At 43.0% G+C, this 20,303-nt stretch carries 19 protein-coding genes and 1 riboswitch; of the genes, 17 read left to right on the top strand and 2 right to left on the bottom strand.

Going from position 1 to position 20,303, the window contains the following annotated elements; translation table 11 throughout:
- Positions 1-335 precede the first annotated feature (335 nt).
- The 3 genes from rpoB to L6410_RS10225 all read left to right on the top strand — a co-directional run bounded on the left by rpoB (position 336) and on the right by L6410_RS10225 (position 8,235).
- Positions 336-3,908, top strand: a complete 3,573-nt coding sequence (rpoB, locus tag L6410_RS10235) for a DNA-directed RNA polymerase subunit beta (protein ID WP_002936570.1) — start codon at positions 336-338, stop codon at positions 3,906-3,908.
- Positions 3,909-4,085: 177 nt separating this feature from the next.
- Positions 4,086-7,730 (top strand): DNA-directed RNA polymerase subunit beta', encoded by a 3,645-nt coding sequence (rpoC, locus tag L6410_RS10230; RefSeq protein ID WP_172039399.1) that lies wholly within the window; start codon positions 4,086-4,088, stop codon positions 7,728-7,730.
- Positions 7,731-7,860: 130 nt separating this feature from the next.
- Positions 7,861-8,235, top strand: a complete 375-nt coding sequence (locus L6410_RS10225; protein ID WP_024392660.1) for a DUF1033 family protein — start codon at positions 7,861-7,863, stop codon at positions 8,233-8,235.
- Between the two features lie 27 nt (positions 8,236-8,262).
- On the opposite strand, the gene L6410_RS10220 is transcribed toward L6410_RS10225, so the two are convergent.
- Positions 8,263-9,213, bottom strand: a complete 951-nt coding sequence (locus L6410_RS10220) for a S66 family peptidase (protein WP_237395459.1) — start codon at positions 9,211-9,213, stop codon at positions 8,263-8,265.
- Between the two features lie 87 nt (positions 9,214-9,300).
- Here L6410_RS10220 and comGA point away from each other — a divergent pair, with 87 nt between their 5' ends.
- The 11 genes from comGA to L6410_RS10165 all read left to right on the top strand — a co-directional run bounded on the left by comGA (position 9,301) and on the right by L6410_RS10165 (position 17,365).
- Complete coding sequence (gene comGA / locus L6410_RS10215) at positions 9,301-10,251, top strand: competence type IV pilus ATPase ComGA (RefSeq protein WP_237395458.1); 951 nt, start codon at positions 9,301-9,303, stop codon at positions 10,249-10,251.
- Positions 10,172-11,200 carry a competence type IV pilus assembly protein ComGB gene (comGB, locus tag L6410_RS10210; protein ID WP_261311091.1) on the top strand — a complete coding sequence of 343 codons (1,029 nt, stop codon included), beginning with the start codon at positions 10,172-10,174 and terminating at the stop codon, positions 11,198-11,200. Before comGA ends, comGB begins: the two co-directional genes overlap by 80 nt.
- 1 nt (position 11,201) lies before the next feature.
- Entirely contained in the window at positions 11,202-11,486 is a 285-nt protein-coding gene (gene comGC, locus L6410_RS10205; protein ID WP_172055438.1) for a competence type IV pilus major pilin ComGC, read from the top strand.
- Positions 11,470-11,874 (top strand): competence type IV pilus minor pilin ComGD, encoded by a 405-nt coding sequence (comGD, locus tag L6410_RS10200; protein ID WP_172040730.1) that lies wholly within the window; start codon positions 11,470-11,472, stop codon positions 11,872-11,874. The genes comGC and comGD overlap by 17 nt, the downstream gene beginning before the upstream one ends.
- On the top strand, positions 11,846-12,139 hold the full coding sequence (gene comGE / locus L6410_RS10195; RefSeq protein WP_237395456.1) for a competence type IV pilus minor pilin ComGE: 294 nt from the start codon (positions 11,846-11,848) through the stop codon (positions 12,137-12,139). The genes comGD and comGE overlap by 29 nt, the downstream gene beginning before the upstream one ends.
- Entirely contained in the window at positions 12,126-12,560 is a 435-nt protein-coding gene (comGF, locus tag L6410_RS10190; RefSeq protein ID WP_237395454.1) for a competence type IV pilus minor pilin ComGF, read from the top strand. The genes comGE and comGF overlap by 14 nt, the downstream gene beginning before the upstream one ends.
- Positions 12,538-13,038, top strand: coding sequence for a competence type IV pilus minor pilin ComGG (gene comGG, locus L6410_RS10185; protein ID WP_237395452.1), 501 nt, complete (start codon positions 12,538-12,540; stop codon positions 13,036-13,038). Before comGF ends, comGG begins: the two co-directional genes overlap by 23 nt.
- A gap of 19 nt (positions 13,039-13,057) precedes the next feature.
- Positions 13,058-14,011, top strand: coding sequence for a class I SAM-dependent methyltransferase (locus tag L6410_RS10180; protein WP_172071572.1), 954 nt, complete (start codon positions 13,058-13,060; stop codon positions 14,009-14,011).
- Between the two features lie 49 nt (positions 14,012-14,060).
- The gene (locus tag L6410_RS10175; RefSeq protein ID WP_237395449.1) at positions 14,061-15,248 is read left to right on the top strand and encodes an acetate kinase; all 1,188 of its coding nucleotides are present in this window, start codon (positions 14,061-14,063) and stop codon (positions 15,246-15,248) included.
- A gap of 123 nt (positions 15,249-15,371) precedes the next feature.
- A riboswitch (THF riboswitch) is annotated at positions 15,372-15,461 on the top strand.
- A 41-nt stretch (positions 15,462-15,502) separates the two neighbouring features.
- Positions 15,503-16,054, top strand: a complete 552-nt coding sequence (locus L6410_RS10170; protein WP_237395448.1) for a folate family ECF transporter S component — start codon at positions 15,503-15,505, stop codon at positions 16,052-16,054.
- A gap of 54 nt (positions 16,055-16,108) precedes the next feature.
- Entirely contained in the window at positions 16,109-17,365 is a 1,257-nt protein-coding gene (locus L6410_RS10165) for a bifunctional folylpolyglutamate synthase/dihydrofolate synthase (RefSeq protein ID WP_237396779.1), read from the top strand.
- A 45-nt stretch (positions 17,366-17,410) separates the two neighbouring features.
- Here L6410_RS10165 and pepA read toward each other — a convergent pair whose 3' ends face one another.
- On the bottom strand, positions 17,411-18,472 hold the full coding sequence (gene pepA, locus L6410_RS10160) for a glutamyl aminopeptidase (RefSeq protein WP_024393516.1): 1,062 nt from the start codon (positions 18,470-18,472) through the stop codon (positions 17,411-17,413).
- 212 nt (positions 18,473-18,684) lie between these two features.
- Between pepA and L6410_RS10155 the strand changes: the two genes are divergently transcribed.
- Genes L6410_RS10155 through L6410_RS10145 form a run of 3 tightly spaced genes read left to right on the top strand, consistent with a single transcriptional unit; the run spans position 18,685 to position 20,287 of the window.
- Positions 18,685-18,969 carry a DUF4651 domain-containing protein gene (locus L6410_RS10155; protein WP_002936537.1) on the top strand — a complete coding sequence of 95 codons (285 nt, stop codon included), beginning with the start codon at positions 18,685-18,687 and terminating at the stop codon, positions 18,967-18,969.
- Positions 18,966-19,286, top strand: a complete 321-nt coding sequence (locus L6410_RS10150) for a thioredoxin family protein (RefSeq protein ID WP_024375735.1) — start codon at positions 18,966-18,968, stop codon at positions 19,284-19,286. Before L6410_RS10155 ends, L6410_RS10150 begins: the two co-directional genes overlap by 4 nt.
- 44 nt (positions 19,287-19,330) lie before the next feature.
- Positions 19,331-20,287, top strand: a complete 957-nt coding sequence (locus L6410_RS10145; protein WP_237395447.1) for a DUF1002 domain-containing protein — start codon at positions 19,331-19,333, stop codon at positions 20,285-20,287.
- Positions 20,288-20,303 lie beyond the last annotated feature (16 nt).

The following is a 20,303-nucleotide window of genomic DNA, read 5'->3' as shown; positions in this document are numbered from 1 at the left end:
GCTACACTCCTGTAGAAAAAGATACATCTCCTTGCAATCTTTTGATTGCTTTGTCGATGTCCTATTTTCTTTTGGAGTGTTAGACGCCCTCGTATCTTTAATTGAACTCGACCTAAAACCTGTGTGAAAAAGATAGAGCTCCTTGTGTCTGGTGACACGGCGTCACTCTCCTATTTTCACTTTGGTTTTCACGGTCTCGTATCTTTTAATTGAACTCGCCTACAACTCTGTGAAAAAAGATAAACAGCTCCTAGGAGGCTTGCCTCCGTCGTCGTGTTTCCTATTTTTCTTTGAGTTGTTTACGGCTTAGTATCTTAATACAAAGGAGAAAACTTTTGGCAGGACATGAAGTTCAGTACGGTAAGCACCGTACCCGTCGTAGTTTTTCAAGAATCAAGGAAGTTCTTGATTTACCAAATTTGATTGAAATCCAAACGGACTCTTTCCAAGACTTTTTAGATTATGGTTTGAAAGAAGTCTTTGAAGATGTACTTCCAGTTTCAAACTTTACGGATACCATGGAATTGGAATTCGTTGGTTATGAATTGAAAGAACCTAAATATACATTGGAAGAGGCGCGTGCGCATGATGCGAACTACTCAGCTCCAATCTATGTAACTTTCCGTCTGGTGAATAAAGAAACTGGCGAAATCAAGACGCAAGAAGTCTTCTTCGGTGAGTTTCCAATCATGACTGAAATGGGTACCTTCATCATCAACGGTGCAGAGCGTATCATCGTTTCTCAGTTGGTTCGTTCACCAGGTGTCTACTTCAATGATAAAGTAGATAAGAACGGTAAAGTAGGTTATGGTTCAACGGTTATTCCTAACCGTGGAGCTTGGTTGGAATTGGAAACAGATTCAAAAGACATTGCCTACACTCGTATTGACCGTACGCGTAAGATTCCATTCACAACGCTTGTTCGTGCGCTTGGTTTCTCAGGCGATGATGAAATCTTTGACATCTTCGGTGATAGCGAATTGGTTCGCAATACCATCGAAAAAGATATTCATAAAAACCCAGCAGATTCTCGTACAGATGAAGCGCTTAAGGAAATCTATGAGCGCCTTCGTCCAGGTGAACCAAAGACAGCTGAAAGCTCTCGTAGCCTTTTGACAGCTCGTTTCTTTGACCCACGTCGTTACGACTTGGCACCTGTTGGTCGTTACAAGATTAATAAAAAACTCAACCTCCGTACTCGTTTGCTCAACCAAACACTTGCTGAGCATGTGATTAACGGTGAGACAGGCGAAATCGTCTTGGAAGCTGGTACTGTATTGAGTCGCGATGTGCTTGAAAAAGTAGAAGCACAATTCGATGAGCTCAACTTGGTAGAGTATATTCCAAATGACAATGCTGTTCTTCTTGAGCCAGTTCTTTTGCAGAAATTCAAGATTGTAGCTCCTAAGGATCCAGAACGTGTTGTGACGGTGATTGGTAATGCGAATCCAGCAGAAAACGTACGTACAGTAACACCTGCGGACATCTTGGCTGAAATGAGCTACTTCCTCAACTTGGCTGAGGGTCTTGGTCGTGTAGATGATATTGACCACTTGGGTAACCGTCGTATTCGTGCCGTTGGTGAATTGCTTGCTAACCAAGTACGTATCGGTTTGACTCGTATGGAACGTAACTTGCGTGAGCGTATGTCTGTTCAAGACAATGAAGTATTGACGCCACAACAAATCATCAATATCCGTCCTGTTACAGCCGCAATCAAAGAATTCTTTGGTTCATCTCAGTTGTCACAGTTCATGGACCAACACAACCCACTTTCTGAGTTGTCTCACAAACGCCGTTTGTCAGCCTTGGGACCTGGTGGTTTGACTCGTGACCGTGCTGGTTATGAGGTTCGAGACGTTCACTACACTCACTATGGTCGTATGTGTCCTATTGAAACGCCTGAGGGACCAAACATCGGTTTGATCAACAACTTGTCTTCTTATGGTCACCTTAACAAGTATGGTTTCATCCAAACACCATACCGCAAGATCGACCGTGCAACTGGTACAGTTACAAACGAAATCGTTTGGTTGACAGCGGATGAAGAAGATGCCTACATCGTAGCACAATCAACATCTCCACTTGATGAAAACAACCGTTTCGTTGATAAGATTGTTATGGGACGTCACCAAGGTAACAACCAAGAGTTCCCAGCAGATTCAGCAGATTTCATGGATGTTTCTCCTAAGCAGGTAGTTGCCGTTGCGACAGCATGTATTCCTTTCTTGGAAAACGATGACTCCAACCGTGCCCTCATGGGTGCCAACATGCAACGTCAGGCTGTACCATTGATTGATCCAAAAGCACCTTACGTTGGTACTGGTATGGAATACCAGGCTGCCCACGACTCAGGTGCGGCAATCATCGCTCAACACGATGGTAAGGTTGTTTACGCAGATGCGGACAAGGTAGAAGTGCGTCGTGAAGATGGATCGCTTGATGTCTACCACATTTCTAAATTCCGTCGTTCAAACTCTGGTACAGCCTATAACCAACGCACCCTTGTAAAATTAGGCGACATCGTTGAAAAAGGTGACTTCATCGCAGATGGACCTTCCATGGAAAATGGGGAAATGGCTCTTGGTCAAAACCCTATCGTTGCCTACATGACTTGGGAAGGTTACAACTTCGAGGATGCGGTTATCATGTCTGAACGCCTTGTGAAAGACGATGTGTATACCTCTGTTCACTTGGAAGAATACGAATCAGAAACACGTGATACTAAGTTAGGCCCTGAAGAAATCACACGCGAAATTCCAAACGTTGGTGAAGATGCTCTTCGCAACTTGGACGAAATGGGGATTATCCGTATTGGTGCCGAAGTTAAAGAGGGCGACATTCTTGTTGGTAAAGTCACACCAAAAGGTGAAAAAGATCTTTCTGCTGAAGAGCGTCTCTTGCATGCAATCTTCGGTGACAAATCACGTGAAGTACGTGATACCTCTCTTCGTGTACCTCACGGTGCCGATGGTGTCGTTCGTGATGTGAAAATCTTTACTCGTGCCAACGGTGATGAATTGCAATCAGGTGTAAACATGTTGGTTCGTGTTTACATCGCTCAAAAACGTAAGATCAAGGTCGGAGATAAGATGGCCGGTCGTCACGGTAACAAGGGTGTCGTTTCACGTATTGTACCTGTTGAGGATATGCCATATCTTCCAGACGGAACACCAGTTGACATCATGTTGAACCCACTTGGGGTGCCATCACGTATGAATATCGGTCAGGTTATGGAACTTCACTTGGGTATGGCTGCACGCAATTTGGGTATCCACATTGCAACACCAGTTTTCGATGGTGCAAGTTCAGAAGATCTTTGGTCAACTGTTAAAGAAGCAGGTATGGACTCAGATGCCAAAACCATTCTTTACGATGGCCGTACAGGTGAGCCATTTGACAACCGTGTATCTGTTGGTGTCATGTACATGATCAAGCTTCACCACATGGTTGATGATAAACTTCACGCCCGCTCAGTCGGACCATACTCACTCGTTACCCAACAGCCACTCGGAGGTAAGGCTCAGTTTGGTGGTCAGCGTTTCGGTGAGATGGAGGTTTGGGCCCTTGAAGCCTACGGTGCTTCAAACGTCCTACAAGAAATCTTGACTTACAAGTCAGATGATGTGACAGGCCGTCTTAAAGCCTATGAAGCCATCACCAAAGGTAAACCAATTCCAAAACCAGGTGTTCCAGAATCATTCCGCGTTCTTGTCAAAGAATTGCAATCACTTGGTTTGGATATGCGTGTCCTTGATGAAGACAACAATGAAGTAGAATTGCGTGACCTTGATGAAGGTGAAGATGATGACATCATCCACGTAGATGATCTTGAAAAAGCACGTGCAAAAGCCGCAGCTGATGCAGCCGCAGCCTTTGCAGCAGAAGAAGCAGAAGGCAAAGAATAATTTGAATGGATGGAACAAGTTGGTCCAAATCTCAGAACTGAAAGAGATAAGGACCAACAGTCTTCCACCATCTGATTTATAGAGAAATAGCTTACCAGCTATCCAATCTGCTGATTATTGTTCAAGAATTTGAGGTATGGGAATCCATCCTCTCACAAGAAAAGAAAGGGATTATTAGTGGTTGACGTAAATCGATTTAAAAGTATGCAAATCACGTTAGCTTCACCAAGTAAGGTTCGTTCATGGTCTTACGGTGAGGTTAAAAAACCTGAAACAATCAACTATCGTACACTTAAACCAGAACGTGATGGACTTTTTGACGAAGTCATCTTCGGTCCAACAAAAGACTGGGAGTGTTCATGCGGCAAATACAAACGTATCCGTTATAAAGGGATTACTTGTGACCGCTGTGGTGTTGAAGTGACTCGTGCAAAAGTACGTCGTGAACGTATGGGACACATTGAGTTGAAAGCACCAATTTCACACATTTGGTATTTCAAAGGTATTCCAAGTCGTATGGGCTTGACCTTGGATATGAGCCCACGTGCGCTTGAGGAAGTTATCTACTTCGCGGCTTACGTGGTGATTGATCCTAAAGATACACCGCTTGAGCACAAGTCAATCATGACTGAGCGCGAATACCGTGAGCGTTTGCGTGAATATGGCTATGGTTCATTCGTTGCTAAAATGGGTGCAGAAGCGATCCAAGACCTCTTGAAACAAGTTGATCTTCCAAAAGAAATCGCTGCGTTGAAAGAAGAGTTAAAAACTGCTACTGGACAAAAACGGATTAAAGCTGTGCGTCGTTTGGATGTATTGGATGCTTTCTACAAATCTGGAAATAAACCTGAGTGGATGATTCTCAATATCTTGCCAGTTATTCCACCAGATTTGCGTCCGATGGTTCAGTTGGATGGTGGCCGTTTTGCTGCATCTGATTTGAATGAATTATATCGCCGTGTTATCAACCGTAACAACCGTTTGGCTCGTCTATTGGAACTAAACGCTCCAGGGATCATCGTACAAAACGAAAAACGGATGCTCCAAGAAGCTGTGGATGCTTTGATTGACAACGGTCGCCGTGGTCGTCCAATTACAGGACCAGGTAGCCGTCCACTTAAATCACTCAGCCACATGCTTAAAGGTAAGCAAGGACGTTTCCGTCAAAACTTGCTTGGTAAGCGTGTTGACTTCTCAGGACGTTCCGTTATCGCCGTTGGTCCAACTCTTAAAATGTACCAATGTGGTGTACCACGTGAAATGGCTATCGAACTCTTCAAACCGTTTGTTATGCGCGAAATCGTTGCCCGTGATATTGCTGGTAACGTAAAAGCTGCAAAACGTTTGATTGAACGTGGGGATGATCGTATTTGGGATATCTTGGAAGAAGTGATCAAAGAACACCCAGTTCTTTTGAACCGCGCACCTACCCTTCACCGTTTGGGTATCCAGGCTTTTGAGCCAGTTCTGATCGACGGTAAAGCCCTTCGTTTGCACCCGCTTGTCTGTGAAGCTTACAACGCCGACTTTGATGGTGACCAGATGGCGATTCACGTTCCATTGTCAGAAGAAGCACAAGCGGAAGCACGTATCCTTATGCTCGCGGCAGAACACATCCTTAACCCTAAAGATGGTAAACCAGTCGTAACACCATCTCAGGATATGGTTTTGGGTAACTACTACTTGACCATGGAAGATGCTGGTCGTGAAGGTGAAGGTATGGTCTTCAAGGATGCGGATGAGGCTGTTATGGCTTACCGCAATGGCTATGTTCACTTGCATACTCGTGTTGGTATCGCAACAGATAGCCTCGATAAACCTTGGAAAGACAACCAAAAACACAAGGTCATGATGACAACTGTCGGAAAAATCTTGTTCAACGCAATTATGCCAGAAGGTCTTCCATACTTGCAAGAGCCAAACAATGCTAACTTGACAGAAGGAACTCCTGATAAATACTTCTTGGAACCAGGATCAGATATTAAGGCTGCCATTGCAGAATTGCCAATCAACCCACCATTCAAGAAGAAAAATCTTGGTAACATCATCGCTGAAATCTTCAAGCGTTTCCGTACAACTGAAACATCAGCCCTTCTTGACCGTTTGAAAGACTTGGGTTATTATCACTCAACACTCGCTGGTTTGACAGTGGGTATTGCCGATATTCCGGTCATCGACAACAAGGCTGAAATCATTGAAGAATCTCACGAACGTGTAGAACAAATCAAGAAACAATTCCGTCGTGGTATGATTACTGATGATGAGCGTTATGCAGCTGTTACAGATGAATGGCGTTCAGCTAAGGAAAAATTGGAAAAACGTCTGGTTGAAAAACAAGATCCGAAGAACCCAATCGTTATGATGATGGACTCTGGTGCCCGTGGTAACATTTCCAACTTCTCCCAGTTGGCCGGTATGCGTGGTCTGATGTCAGCTCCGAACGGACGTATCATGGAATTGCCTATCTTGTCTAACTTCCGTGAAGGTCTTTCTGTATTGGAAATGTTCTTCTCAACTCACGGTGCCCGTAAGGGTATGACGGATACGGCCTTGAAGACAGCCGACTCAGGTTATCTGACTCGTCGTTTGGTTGACGTTGCCCAAGACGTTATTATTCGTGAAGACGACTGTGGAACAGACCGTGGTCTTGACATCCGTTCTATCACAGATGGCAAGGAAATGATCGAGCCGCTTGAAGAGCGTTTGCAAGGTCGTTACACTAAGAAAACTGTTAAACATCCTGAAACAGGTGCCGTTATCATTGGTCCAAATCAATTGATTACGGAAGATATTGCCCGTGAAATTGTCAATGCAGGTGTTGAACAAGTAACCATCCGTAGCGTATTTACATGTAACACTCGTCACGGTGTCTGCCGTCATTGTTACGGTATCAACTTGGCGACAGGTGATGCGGTTGAAGTGGGTGAAGCAGTTGGTACGATTGCAGCCCAATCTATCGGTGAACCTGGTACACAGCTTACAATGCGTACCTTCCACACGGGTGGTGTAGCCTCAAACAGCGATATCACTCAGGGTCTTCCTCGTGTCCAAGAAATCTTTGAGGCGCGCAATCCGAAAGGGGAAGCGGTTATCACTGAGGTTAAAGGTGAAGTTATCGCTATTGAAGAAGATGCTTCTACTCGTACCAAGAAAGTCTTTGTTAAAGGTAAAACTGGCGAAGGCGAATACGTGGTACCATTTACAGCCCGTATGAAAGTCGAAGTTGGAGATCAAGTTGCGAGAGGTAGCGCCCTCACTGAAGGTTCTATCCAACCAAAACGCTTGCTTGAAGTTCGTGATGTCTTGGCAGTTGAAACGTACCTTCTTTCTGAAGTTCAAAAAGTTTACCGTAGCCAGGGTGTAGAAATCGGTGACAAGCACATTGAGGTAATGGTTCGCCAAATGCTTCGTAAAGTTCGTGTCATGGATCCAGGCGATACAGATCTTCTTATGGGTACACTTATGGATATTGCAGACTTTACAGATGCCAATGCTGACGTGGTTATCGCTGGTGGTGTTCCAGCAACAGCTCGTCCAGTCCTTATGGGGATTACTAAGGCATCTCTTGAAACCAACTCATTCTTGTCAGCAGCATCCTTCCAGGAAACAACTCGTGTCCTTACTGATGCAGCCATTCGTGGTAAACGTGATAACCTTCTCGGTTTGAAAGAGAACGTTATTATCGGTAAGATTATCCCAGCAGGTACAGGTATGGCCCGCTACCGTAATCTTGAACCACAAGCCATCAATGAAGTTGAAATCATTGAAGATACAGTAGCAGAAGAACTTGCTGAAGAAGCAAAACTTGCAGCCACTGAATAAACAGAATGCACATCTCATTTTTGAGGTGTGTTTTCTTTTTTGTCTGGCTTGTGAGGAATCCTACAAGCAGAATGTTTTTTTTTATCATACAATTTCGATATAATGTGTACGGTAAAGGAAGTATTAAATGATGTATCAAGTTATTAAGATGTATGGAGATTTTGAACCGTGGTGGTTCTTAGATGGATGGGAAGAAGATGTTGTCAGTAGAGTGACGTACGAACGTTACGAGGATGCACTATCTGCTTTTCAGAAGGAATGGGTAAAACTTTCAGAAAGTTTTCCTATGAAAAAAAGTAAAAATGGGACAATGGTCGCTTTTTGGGATGAATCAGATCAGTACTGGTGTGAAGAATGTGATGAGTATTTACAACGGTTCCACTCCCTTATGCTGATAGAAGCGAAGGAAAATTTGCCTGCTGGACTTGCGGCTAAACAGGTGCAACAACCGAGAGTTCGCGCTTGCAAACTAAGACAAGGAAAATGTGTGAACTATGATTTATAAAAGGATTGCCCTAATGAGCAATCCTTTTTAGCTGAATCTGATAGAAAAGGCTTCGGTGTCGAGCTCTACCTGTCCACCGATTGTAATGGTAAAGAGAGGTTGGGTATGGGCAAAGTCCAAATCGTACAAAACAGGAACTTTTTTGAGAATAGGGTGCTTGTCCAAAATCGCCAACAAAATTTCCTGGGTCATCTTGGTTTCCTTAGGAAAACGACCGAAGACAAGAGCCTGTGGATTTGGATAGGCTTGTAGAAGAGCTGTTAAATGACGAGCGATAATGAGATAATCATCGTCTTCTGCCTCTTCTAAAAATAGAACATATTTATCGGGTCTGGGTGCAAACTCGGTTCCTGTCAGCAGATTGAGGGTTGAAATGTTTCCGCCGATGGCAATACCAGAGGCCTGGCCCGGATTGTAGACTTTCCATTCTGTTGGGTAAAAGGTGCGAGGGGCGTCTGGTAAGTACCAAGCATCGCTAGACCACTCAGGACTTGGAGTTAATTGATAGGTATCCTGAGTGACTGCATTTAGCCAAGATCTTGTTTGGTACTGTTGCCCTTGCTCCATTTTAAAGCTGGAATAAGCTGGGCCTATATAAGTTTGCATGCCTGTCTTGGCGTAGATGGCATTGAGCAGGGCGGTCGTATCCGAATAACCGCAGAAAATTTTCGGATTTTGTGCAATCAAATCAAAATCCAGATAGGGCAAGAGTTCATTGCAGTTGAAACCGCCGATGGTTGTCAGAATGGCATCGACCGACTCATCCGCAAAAGCCGCCTCCAAGTCCGCAACTCGACTAGCAATCGGAGCTGAGTCAAAGATATCATTTTCAAAATAATGTTCTGAAAAAGAGAGTCTGAACCCAAGTGCTTCTAACTTTTTCTTAGCTGCTACATTAGCCTCAAAGCCACCAACTCTTTCGATAGATGAAGACGGGCTGACTACGCGTATGTGGTCGCCTTTTTTTAATCTTTTCATGGGAAACCTCCACAACTTTTTTACTATTCTAACATAAATATGCCACAAATCAATATGTTTTACGAATAGATGGAGTAGGGAGGTTATATGATTCAAGAAAAAGCAAGAAAAATGATTGAAGAGGCAGTTGCCGAAAGGGTCAGTGATATTTATTTGATTCCAAGAGGAGAAAACTACCAAGTCTATCATCGAGTAATGGATGAACGGGAATATATTCAAGAATTGACCGAAGATGAGGTGATGGCCATTATTAGTCATTTCAAGTTTTTAGCGGGTTTGAATGTCGGTGAAAAACGGCGTAGCCAGCAAGGCTCTTGTGACTACAATTATGGCTCAGGGGAGATTTCACTTCGGTTATCAACGGTTGGTGATTATCGTGGTAAAGAAAGTTTGGTCATTCGTCTGCTCTATGATCAAGATCAACAACTTAATTTTTGGTTTGGAGCATTGGAGAGAATTGCTCAAGAAATCAAGGGACGAGGGCTCTATCTTTTTTCGGGGCCGGTCGGTTCAGGCAAGACCACACTCATGTACCAGCTGGCGAGATTGAAATTTCCAGATAAGCAAATTCTAACTATTGAAGATCCAGTGGAAATCAAACAGGAAGATATGCTCCAACTCCAGCTTAACGAGGCAATTGGTGCTACCTATGATAATCTCATCAAACTATCACTTCGTCATCGACCAGATTTACTGATTATTGGAGAAATTCGAGATGCAGAAACTGCGCGAGCAGTAATACGAGCTAGTTTGACAGGGGCAACGGTCTTCTCAACGGTTCATGCTAGAAGTGTTGCTGGTGTCTATGCCCGCATGTTAGAACTGGGTGTAAGTCCTGAAGAATTAAATAATGCTCTTCAAGGAATTGCCTATCAACGATTAATAGGGGGAGGAGGTGTTGTTGATTTTGCAAAAGGAAACTACCAAAACCATTCCTCGGACAAGTGGAACGAGCAAATTGATTGCCTTCTTGCAGCAGGACATATCAGTCCTCGGCAGGCAGAAACAGAAAAAATTGTCCTTGGTTCGACAGCGTAAGGTGATTGAGCTCTTTAACAATCTTTTTGCTAGTGGATTTCACTTGGGGGAAATTGTCGATTTTCTCAAACGGAGTCAACTCTTGGCTGATCAATACACGCAAGTTTTGTCCGATGGTCTTCTTGCAGGAAAGCCATTTTCAAGTCTTTTGGGAGATTTACGCTTTTCGGATGCGGTTGTCACCCAGGTGGCCTTGGCGGAGGTTCATGGCAATACCAGTCTGAGTCTAAGTCATATTCAATCTTATCTTGAAAATGTTAGCAAGGTGCGTAAAAAATTGATAGAAGTAGCAACCTATCCAATCATCTTGCTTGCCTTTTTATTATTGATAATGTTGGGACTAAAAAACTATTTGTTGCCCCAGTTGGAAGAAGGAAATGTTGCGACTATATTGATTCAACACTTGCCAACAATCTTTTTATCCTTTTGTGGCCTTTTCTTTCTTGCTGTCTTAGGTGGGCTTATTTGGTATCGCAGAACAAATAAAATCAAGGCTTTTTCTCGCTTAGTAGCTCTGCCATTTTTCGGAAAACTCATCCAAACCTATTTGACCGCCTATTACGCGAGGGAATGGGGAAGCTTGATTGGTCAGGGACTTGATATGCCTCAGATTGTGGGCTTGATGCAGGAACAAAAATCACAGCTTTTTCGTGAGATTGGTGAAGATTTAGAGCGTTCGCTTTCTGATGGGCATAGTTTCCATGCTCATATCCAAACGTATGGCTTTTTCAAACGGGAGCTGAGTCTAATGATTGAGTATGGGCAAGTCAAATCAAAATTAGGAAGTGAGTTATCTGTGTATGCAACAGAGTGTTGGGAGGATTTTTTTACTCGCGTTAATAGGGCCATGCAGTTGATTCAACCATTGGTTTTTCTCTTTGTGGCCTTAATGGTCGTTCTCATCTATGCAGCCATGTTGCTGCCAATTTATCAGAATATGGAGTTATAAAATGAAAAAAATGTTGAAAAAGAAAGTCAAAGGATTCACTTTGATCGAAATGTTAGTGGTGCTTGGAATTATTAGTATTCTCTTGCTGTTATTTGTGCCAAATCTCAGTAAGCAAAAGCAAAAAATACAAGAAGACGGCAATGCGGCGGTTGTAAAAGTTGTTGAAAGTCAAATGGACATTTACGAATTGGAGCATGGTGTTCGTCCAACAGCAGAAGAATTAGAAAATTTGGAAATGATAACTGAAGATCAACTAGAAAAATATAATAATGTACCTAAAAAATAAGGCCTTTACTCTTCTAGAGAGCTTACTAACACTAAGTGTTGTCTGTTTTCTAGCTTTGTTATTATCGGGGTCGGTGCATACTGCTTTTCAGGTAGTGCAAGAGCAGGTGTTTCTTTTGGAATTTGAGTCCTTGTATAAAGACAGTCAAGAATTGGCTGCTAGAACTCAAGAAAAGGTAGTGCTTCGTATAGCTGGAGAAGAAGTATCAAATGGCTATCGAATCATTTCATTGCCACCTAATGTATCCATAGTAGAAGAAAAAACAATTGTGTTTCAGGATGATGGAGGTAATTCTTCCTTGGAAAAAATCAGTTTTAAGATGAGTCATGAAACAATCAAGTATCAACTATATATAGGGAGTGGTCGATATAAGAAAATTGAAGAGTAGAGCCTATGTCTTGTTAGAAAGTTTAGTTGCCCTAGCTACCTTGGTAACGATTTGTAGCTTGATTTTGACAGCTATAGATACCGGACGAAAGCAACTAGTAAACAGTTTGTACCAACAAGAAGTTTATAATGTTGCAAAGATGGCAGTTCAGACAGGAGAATCCCAATTAGAGCTAAACGGGGTTGAAGTTTCAGTACAACGAACATCTCGTGAACTGACCGTTTACCATGAAGGTAAGGAGGTTATCCGGATTGAGAAAAACTAAGTTAGCCGCGTTCACCCTCTTGGAATGTTTAATTGCTTTACTTATTATTTCTGGCAGCTTGCTAGTGATTGAAGGTTTATCAAAATTAATAGCGCATGAGGTTCGCTATCAAGAGCGTCATGTGGAAAAACAGTGGTTACTATTTTGTGATCAATTGCGGGCTGAATGGGAAGGAGCAAGTCTTGATCGGGTTGATTCTGGAAAGTTGTACCTAACCAAAGGGGAAAAATCATTGGCATTTGGCAAGTCTATGGCAGATGATTTTCGCAAGACAAATGCAAATGGTCAGGGCTATCAGCCCATGTTGTACAAAGTTTATTCAGCTACTTACGTCCAACAAGGCGAGGTTATACAGCTGGATGTAACATTTGAAAGTGGGGAGGAAAGGAGTTTTAGGTATGTTTTTGAAAAAACGAATTAAGGCAGGTGTTCTGCTCTATGCACTCTTAATGCTCGCTGTCTTTAGCCTGATTCTCCAGTTCTATCTCAAGAGGCAATTCGTTGAAAGTCAACTGGTACAAGTAACCAAGCAAGAAGCTACTGCTTATATGATGGCTCAAATGGTATCCGAGCAAGTCAAGACAGAGTACCAGCAGGAAATCCAATTAAAGAAAGTTAGTCAGGATCAAGAAATAGCCCAACAAACTCGTCTCGAGGAAGGGAGTTCTAAGACAGATTCCCCAAACCTAGGTGAGAAACAAGCTGATGCGGAGGAGGCCACTAAGGCGTCACCGACCCAAAAATCATCCAAAAAATCGGTCGTAAAGAAAGGGCAGATTTCATTTCACAAGGGTCAATCAGACTATCGCATTAAAAATAATCAATTGACTGTTGTCGTAACACTAAATGGAGGTAAGCAATTCACTTACCACTTCCCAATTTCTAGTCAAATTCCTTAAAATTTGATAAGATAAGAATATGAAATATGAAAAAATTGAACAGGCCTACAACCTACTTTTAGAAAATGTACAGACGATTCAAAATCAACTTGGGACCAATATTTATGATGCTATGATTGAGCAAAATGCTGCCTATGTAGCTGATCAACATGAAACTGAACTTGTTCTCAACAACAATAAAGTCTTGAGAGAATTAGCCTTGACAAAGGAAGAATGGCGTCGTGCTTACCAATTCTTGCTCATTAAAGCTAACCAGACAGAACCGATGCAGTACAACCATCAGTTCACACCTGATTCTATCGGATTTATCTTATCTTTCCTTGTGGACCAGTTGGTCTCTACTCCAAGAGTGACGGTTTTGGAAATTGGTTCTGGTACAGGAAACTTAGCTCAGACCATTCTCAACGCTAGCCAAAAGGAATTAGACTATTTAGGGATTGAAATAGATGACCTCTTGATTGATTTATCAGCTAGTATCGCGGATGTCATGGGAGCAGCTATTTCATTTGCTCAGGGAGATGCGGTACGTCCGCAGATTTTGAAAGAAAGCCAAGTGATTTTGGGAGATTTGCCTATCGGCTACTATCCAGATGACCAGATTGCTAGCCGTTATCAGGTAGCCAGTCCAAATGAACATACCTACGCCCATCATTTGCTCATGGAACAGTCCCTCAAATATCTAGAAAAAGATGGATTTGCGATTTTACTGGCTCCAAATGATTTATTAACGAGTCCGCAAAGCAATTTATTAAAAGGCTGGTTACAAGAACAAGCCAATGTTGTTGCCATGATTGCCCTGCCACCAAATCTTTTTGGGAAGGCTGCCATGGCCAAGTCCATTTTTGTGTTACAAAAGAAAGCTGCCAGACCTTTAACTCCTTTCGTTTATCCTTTGCAAAGCCTGCAAGAACCAGAAGCGATTCAGAAGTTCATGGTCAATTTCAAAAATTGGAAGCAAGAGAATGCAATTTAAGTGAAAATCTGTTATACTAGTGGGGAAAACGCTTTAAAAGAGGTAAGATATGTCAAAAACAATTGCAATTAATGCAGGTAGTTCTAGTTTAAAATGGCAACTTTATCAAATGCCAGAAGAAACAGTTTTAGCAGCGGGTATTATCGAGCGTATCGGCTTAGATGATTCTATTTCTACAGTTAAATATGATGGGAAGAAAGAAACCGAAGTATTAGATATTCCTAATCATACAGTTGCAGTTAAAATTCTTTTAGAAGATTTGCTCAAACACAATATTATTGCTGCTTACGAGGAAATTACTGGTATCGGACACCGTGTTGTTGCAGGTGGAGAGATTTTCAAAGAATCAGCTGTCATTGGACCAAAAGAGGTTGAGCAAATTGAAGAACTAAGTGCTTTGGCACCGCTTCATAACCCAGCACACGTGGCGGCGATGCGCGCTTTTGAAGAAGTATTGCCAGAAGTATTGAATGTAGCTGTTTTTGACACTGCTTTCCATACAACAATGCCAAAACACGCTTATCTCTATCCGATTCCACAAAAATATTATACAGACTATAAAGTTCGTAAGTATGGTGCTCATGGAACAAGCCATTTCTATGTAGCGCATGAGGCAGCAAAAGTTTTGGGTCGTCCGATTGAGGAATTAAAATTGATTACGGCTCACATCGGAAACGGTGTATCCATCACTGCTAACTATCATGGTGAATCTGTGGATACGTCAATGGGCTTCACACCTCTGGCTGGTCCGATGATGGGAACTCGTTCAGGGGATATTGATCCTGCCATCATTCCTTATTTGATTGCGAATGTTGAAGAGTTGAAAGATGCTGCAGACGTTGTTAACATGTTGAATAAACAGTCAGGCTTGTTTGGTGTATCTGGCCTTTCAAGTGATATGCGCGATATTGAAGCAGGCATCCAATCTCACAATCCAGATGCAGTATTGGCCTACAATATTTTCATTGACCGTATTAAGAAATTTATCGGTCAGTATCTTGCGGTTTTAAATGGTGCTGACGCCATCATCTTTACAGCAGGAATGGGTGAGAATGCTGCTGCAATGCGGAATGATGTCATTGCAGGGTTGTCTTGGTTTGGTATTGAGTTGGACCCAGCAAAAAATGTATTTGGCAACTATGGTGACATTTCAACGCTAGAATCAAAAGTTCGTGTCTTGGTTATTCCAACGGATGAAGAATTGGTTATTGCGCGTGAAGTTGAACGCTTGAAATAATAGAAGGAAATTGGCAGTAACCCTGCCAGTTTTTCTTATAGTCAGTAACTGTTAGGAGTAATAGATTTTGGCAATTGGTCAAACTGACCTTGATATGATAAAATAGACTAGCAAAGAAATTTGCACAGAGTAGGTGGTTTGCGTTAAGTGTATGTGGATGGGATGTTGCCACATAACGAAGCGTCAGCGCGGTAAACCATTGCATCCGCTGTCGAATGAATACGACAGCTCCATTTCTTAAAAGGAGCGTTTTTATGGAAAAGAAAATTCCAAAACTGACTGTGCAGTTATTGACTGCCATTGCAGTGACCCTTGCCCTGGTCATGATTGTAGAGAATTATTTCTCAATCCGTCTTTCGGACACTTTGCAGGTTCAGTTTACCTTTATTCCAAACACGATTTTGGGAGCTATTGCGGGTCCAGTTTGGGCAGCTGTCTTTGCAGCTTTTTCAGACCCAGTCTTTGTCTTGTTTAGCGGACAAACTGTTCTCTTTACTTGGATATTAATAGAAGCGGTATCGGCTTTTATCTATGGCTGGTTCTTTTATCAAAAACCACTAGATATTAAAAATAAAGCTGACTGGTTCTATGTTGCTGGGGTTGTTGTTTTGATTCAGGTTGTGATTTCCTTTATCATGACACCGATTGCCCTCCATTTCCATTTTGGAACACCTTGGATTGCTTTATACAGTAGTCGCTTGATTAAGGCAGTTTTTGAAATTCCATTACGCATCGTCGTAACCATGCTTGTCTTACCAAATTTACAAAAAATACCTGAGTTCGCAAAACTAATGGGTATTAAATAATATAGTATCCAGCAACAGGTCATCCCCCTGTTGCTCTTTTGTAGAGGTGAAATGATGAATTACCTAGAAACTCGCCGGTGGCTATCGAATCGTCCTGCATCAGATTTAGAAAATGGTGTTGCACGTGTCAACTGGCTCTTGGAGCGCTTGGACAAACCCCAGCATCGTGTACCAACGGTTCACTTTGTGGGAACAAATGGTAAGGGATCGACCCTTAATGCCCTGCAGTTTATCATGCAAGCTTCTGGGTATACCGTTGGCCGGTTTACATCGCCGTCTATCATTGATTTTCGAGAACAGATTGTCTTTGAGCAGGATATGATTTCAGAGGAAGATTTTGCGAGGATTGTGACAGACTTGCAACCCTTGATTGATAACTTGGACCAGACAGCAGAACTAGACGCCATCTCAGAGTTTGAGATTGTTGTAGTGGCTATGTTTGTCTATTTTGCTCACTACCAGCATCCCGATATTCTTTTGGTGGAAGCAGGCATGGGTGGTTTACTGGATGCCACGAATGTCTTAAGTCCATTGGCGGTAGTGTGCCCCTCTATTGGTCTAGACCATCAATCCTTTTTAGGGGAGACTCATGCTGCTATAGCCCGTCACAAGGTTGCTGTCTTGCGTGAGCGGGTCCCCCTCCTCTATACGACCGACCAGCCAGAAGTGGAGGCGGTATTTGAGGATCACGCCAGTCAGCTTCAGAGTCCGACCTATGCGGTGGGGCGGGAGATTCTTTTGGAAAATAGCAGAGCAGGCTTTGCGGTTTCAAGCCCCTTCGGCCGTGTTGAGGATTTGAGGCTACAGATGCAGGGGCGTCACCAAGAGGTCAATGCAGCCTTGGCAGTGACCACAGCTCAGCTTCTTAGCTCACATTTTCCAAAGATTATCAATGAAACCATCAGCCAGGGCTTGTCCCAAGCCATCTGGCCGGGCCGCTTAGAATTGATGCAACCATGGCTCATGATTGACGGAGCCCACAATAATGAAAGTATCGCCGTCCTGACCCAGCTCCTAGAGGAAAAATATGCGGACAGAGACATCGAAATCCTCTTTGCAGCCATCAATACCAAGCCTGTGGATCAGATGTTATCGCAGCTTAGTCAATTTGGACCTGTTAGTGTGACAACCTTTGATGATTTCCGTGCGGTACAGCTGGATGATTATCCGTCAGGTTATGAACGAGTTCAGACCTATCAAGAGTGGTTGGAGCAGGTGGACTTGAACAATCCCAAAAAACTTTACCTGATTACAGGCTCGCTGTATTTTATTACTTATGTGAGGAAGTACATATTAGAAGAGTTTATATAGAAAAAAGGCTTTGCCGGGCATTCTACCTAGCAAAGTCTTTTGTTTTTAATAATTTTTAATCAAATCAACCGTTGAGCGATCTAGCTTTTTAACGATAGCTTGCAAGAAGGTTTGGGCCTCTAGGAAGTCATCCATGCTGTAGAGAGTTTGATGTGAATGGATGTAGCGAGCGCAGACACCGATTGTCGTTGATGGAACACCATGGTTTTTCAAGTGGGCTGCACCGGCATCTGTTCCACCTTTACCACAGTAGTATTGGAATTTGACACCTGCTTCTTCGGCAGTTGTGAGGAGGAAGTCTTTCATGTTTTTTAACATGATATGTCCAGGATCGTAGAAACGAAGCAGAGTACCATCCCCGATTTTTCCTTGGTCACCATAGATGTCGCCAGCTGGTGAGCAATCAACAGCAAGGAAAATGTCTGGATTGAACTTGGTTGTAGAGGCATGAGCACCACGAAGACCAACCTCTTCTTGCACATTGGCCCCAGCGATCAACTGATTTGGCAAAGCTTGACCGGATAGGCTTTCTAGTAGTTCGGTCACCATAAGGACACCGAAGCGGTTGTCCCAAGCCTTAGAAATGACATTTTTTCCGTTGGCTGTTAGAATGGTTTCATTTTTGGGAATGAGGACATCCCCCGGACGAACGCCGAACGCCCAAGCTTCGTCATAATTGGCAAAACCAGCATCGAAAATAATATCAGCTATGGCAGGTACGCCTGGAGCGTTGCCCCCGCGTGTTAGATGTGGAGGGATGGAACCTGAAATGGCAGGAATGGTCCGACCGTCCTGTAGTTGAAGCGTAAAGGCTTGACTCGATACGACCAAAGGGTTCCAACCACCTAGCTCGACAACACGAAAAGTACCGTCTGGTTTGATCTGGCTAACCATAAAGCCGACTTCATCCATATGTGCAGCCACTAAGATGCGAGGAGCATTTTCAACAGTTGTATCCTTGATGCCAAAAATTCCACCTAGTCCATCTGTTTCGATGCGGTCTACATGCGGTGTGATTTTCTGGCGGATATGGTTGCGAACCTGTCCTTCAAAGCCTGGTAAGCTTTGTAATTCTGTAACTTCTTTAATTTTTTCAAAAAGAGTCATTCTTCTTCCTCCATGACATAATTACTACTATTTTATCACGAAGAGATAGACTTGTCTTGAAAATATGGAAAAATATACAATAAACACATGATGAAATCATGCTTTCTGAAAACTGAATCTTTTTCATATGTTTGTGGAGAGTTTGTCTCAGCTGTCACAAGTTCAATGGCATTTTTGGGAAAATTCCGAGGAAATATGATAAAATAGTCAACATGAAAAAGAAAAGAACAGCCTTGCTAGCAGGCTTATTGGGGGCAGGTGTGCTCACCGCTAGTGCTCAATTTTACCGTAAGGTTCAGGAAGACCGTAAAAAAGCACAGGCCTTGCAGGAGGTGCGTGACTTTTTCGCTAATGTAGGAGAAATTGCGACGGTCTATGTGGATGAAACAGCCTCAACGCAAGACTCTCTCGTTGGAGGAGTTGTGATGGAGGCAGGACAGGTGTTTCTATTTGAAAATGCCCAAGGTTCTATTCAATACAGGGAGGAAGAAAGATGATTTTTCCAACAAATCTTGAAGAAGTAGCTGCCTTGATTGAAGATGGCAAGCCGACTGTTTTTCTATTTGTGACGACTTGGTGTGGAGATTGCCACTATATCAAACCGCATTTGCCAGCTATCGAAGAGGCTTTTCCAGATTTCCGTTTTGTGCAACTAGACCGAGATGACTTTATGCCTTTGGCGCAGGAATGGGCTATTTTAGGCATTCCAAGTCTGGTTGTTTTGGAAAATGGTAAGGAAATCGGTCGTTTTGTCGATAAGAATCGCAAGACCAAGGAAGAAATCATGAACTTCTTATCTGGATTGGGTAGATAGATTAGCAGAGAAGCTCTGCCATTTCCCAAAAGAAAGGAAAGAACATGAAGAAATCACTAGGAAAAATCCTTCTAGCACCTGTGGTGCTGGGGTTGAGTTTGAGTCTTGCTCCCTTGGTGCAGGCTGAGATTCAAACAGATGTTATCAATGAAAAATGGGGCAAGCCAACACTAGTCTACGGTGGAGGTTTGTCAGATGCGCAGGCGACAGAGGTCAACAATCTATTTGGTATTTCGGATGTTAATAATGTTAGCCGTCAGGTGGTTGTTGGCACGGATATGGACCAATATTTAGGTACAACTGGAGCGGACACAGCCTCCCTCTATTCATCTGTCTTGGTGCAAAAGCAGGACGCTGGCAAAGGGGTTGTGGTGGATATTAAGACGCCACAGAACATCACCTTGATTACCGAAACACAGTATGCCAATGCGGCTATTACAGCTGGTGCGACGGACGTCTTGATTGATGTAGCGGCACCCATTCAGGTGACGGGGGAGTCCGCTCTGACAGGTGTTTACAAGGCTCTTGCAGTCAATGGTGAAACAGTTGATACCGCTCGAACTGAAGTGGCTCAACAGGAGCTAGAGACAGTCAATGAAGTGGCGACGGCTCATACAGGTGACTCCAATTTTGATAGTTCAGCCTTGGATAAGGCGGTAGCAGAAATCAAGACAGCTCTTGCCGACTACAAAAAGTCCAATGGTCAGGTAGCTTCCGAATCAGACATTAATACTATTATTAACGATGTCTTGGCCAATAACGGTTTGGAAAATGTCATCACAGCAGATGAAATTTCAAAATTAGTTACCTTTGCCAAAGCCTATCAGGAAACTTCTGCCATTGATTCGGCTGAGGTTGCCGCTCAGCTCAACCAGTTCAAGCAACAGGCGGAGCAACAAATTTCAGAAGCCTATAAGAATCTACAAGATTCAGGGATTTTAGAAAAAATCGGTGCCTTTTTTGAAAATCTTTGGAAAGGCTTGACCGGTCTATTTGCATAAAGGAGAAATGAAAGAG

The organism is Streptococcus parasuis, assembly GCF_021654455.1.
Lineage (GTDB): Bacteria > Bacillota > Bacilli > Lactobacillales > Streptococcaceae > Streptococcus > Streptococcus parasuis.
This window is presented reverse-complemented; position numbering and strand designations above follow the sequence as displayed.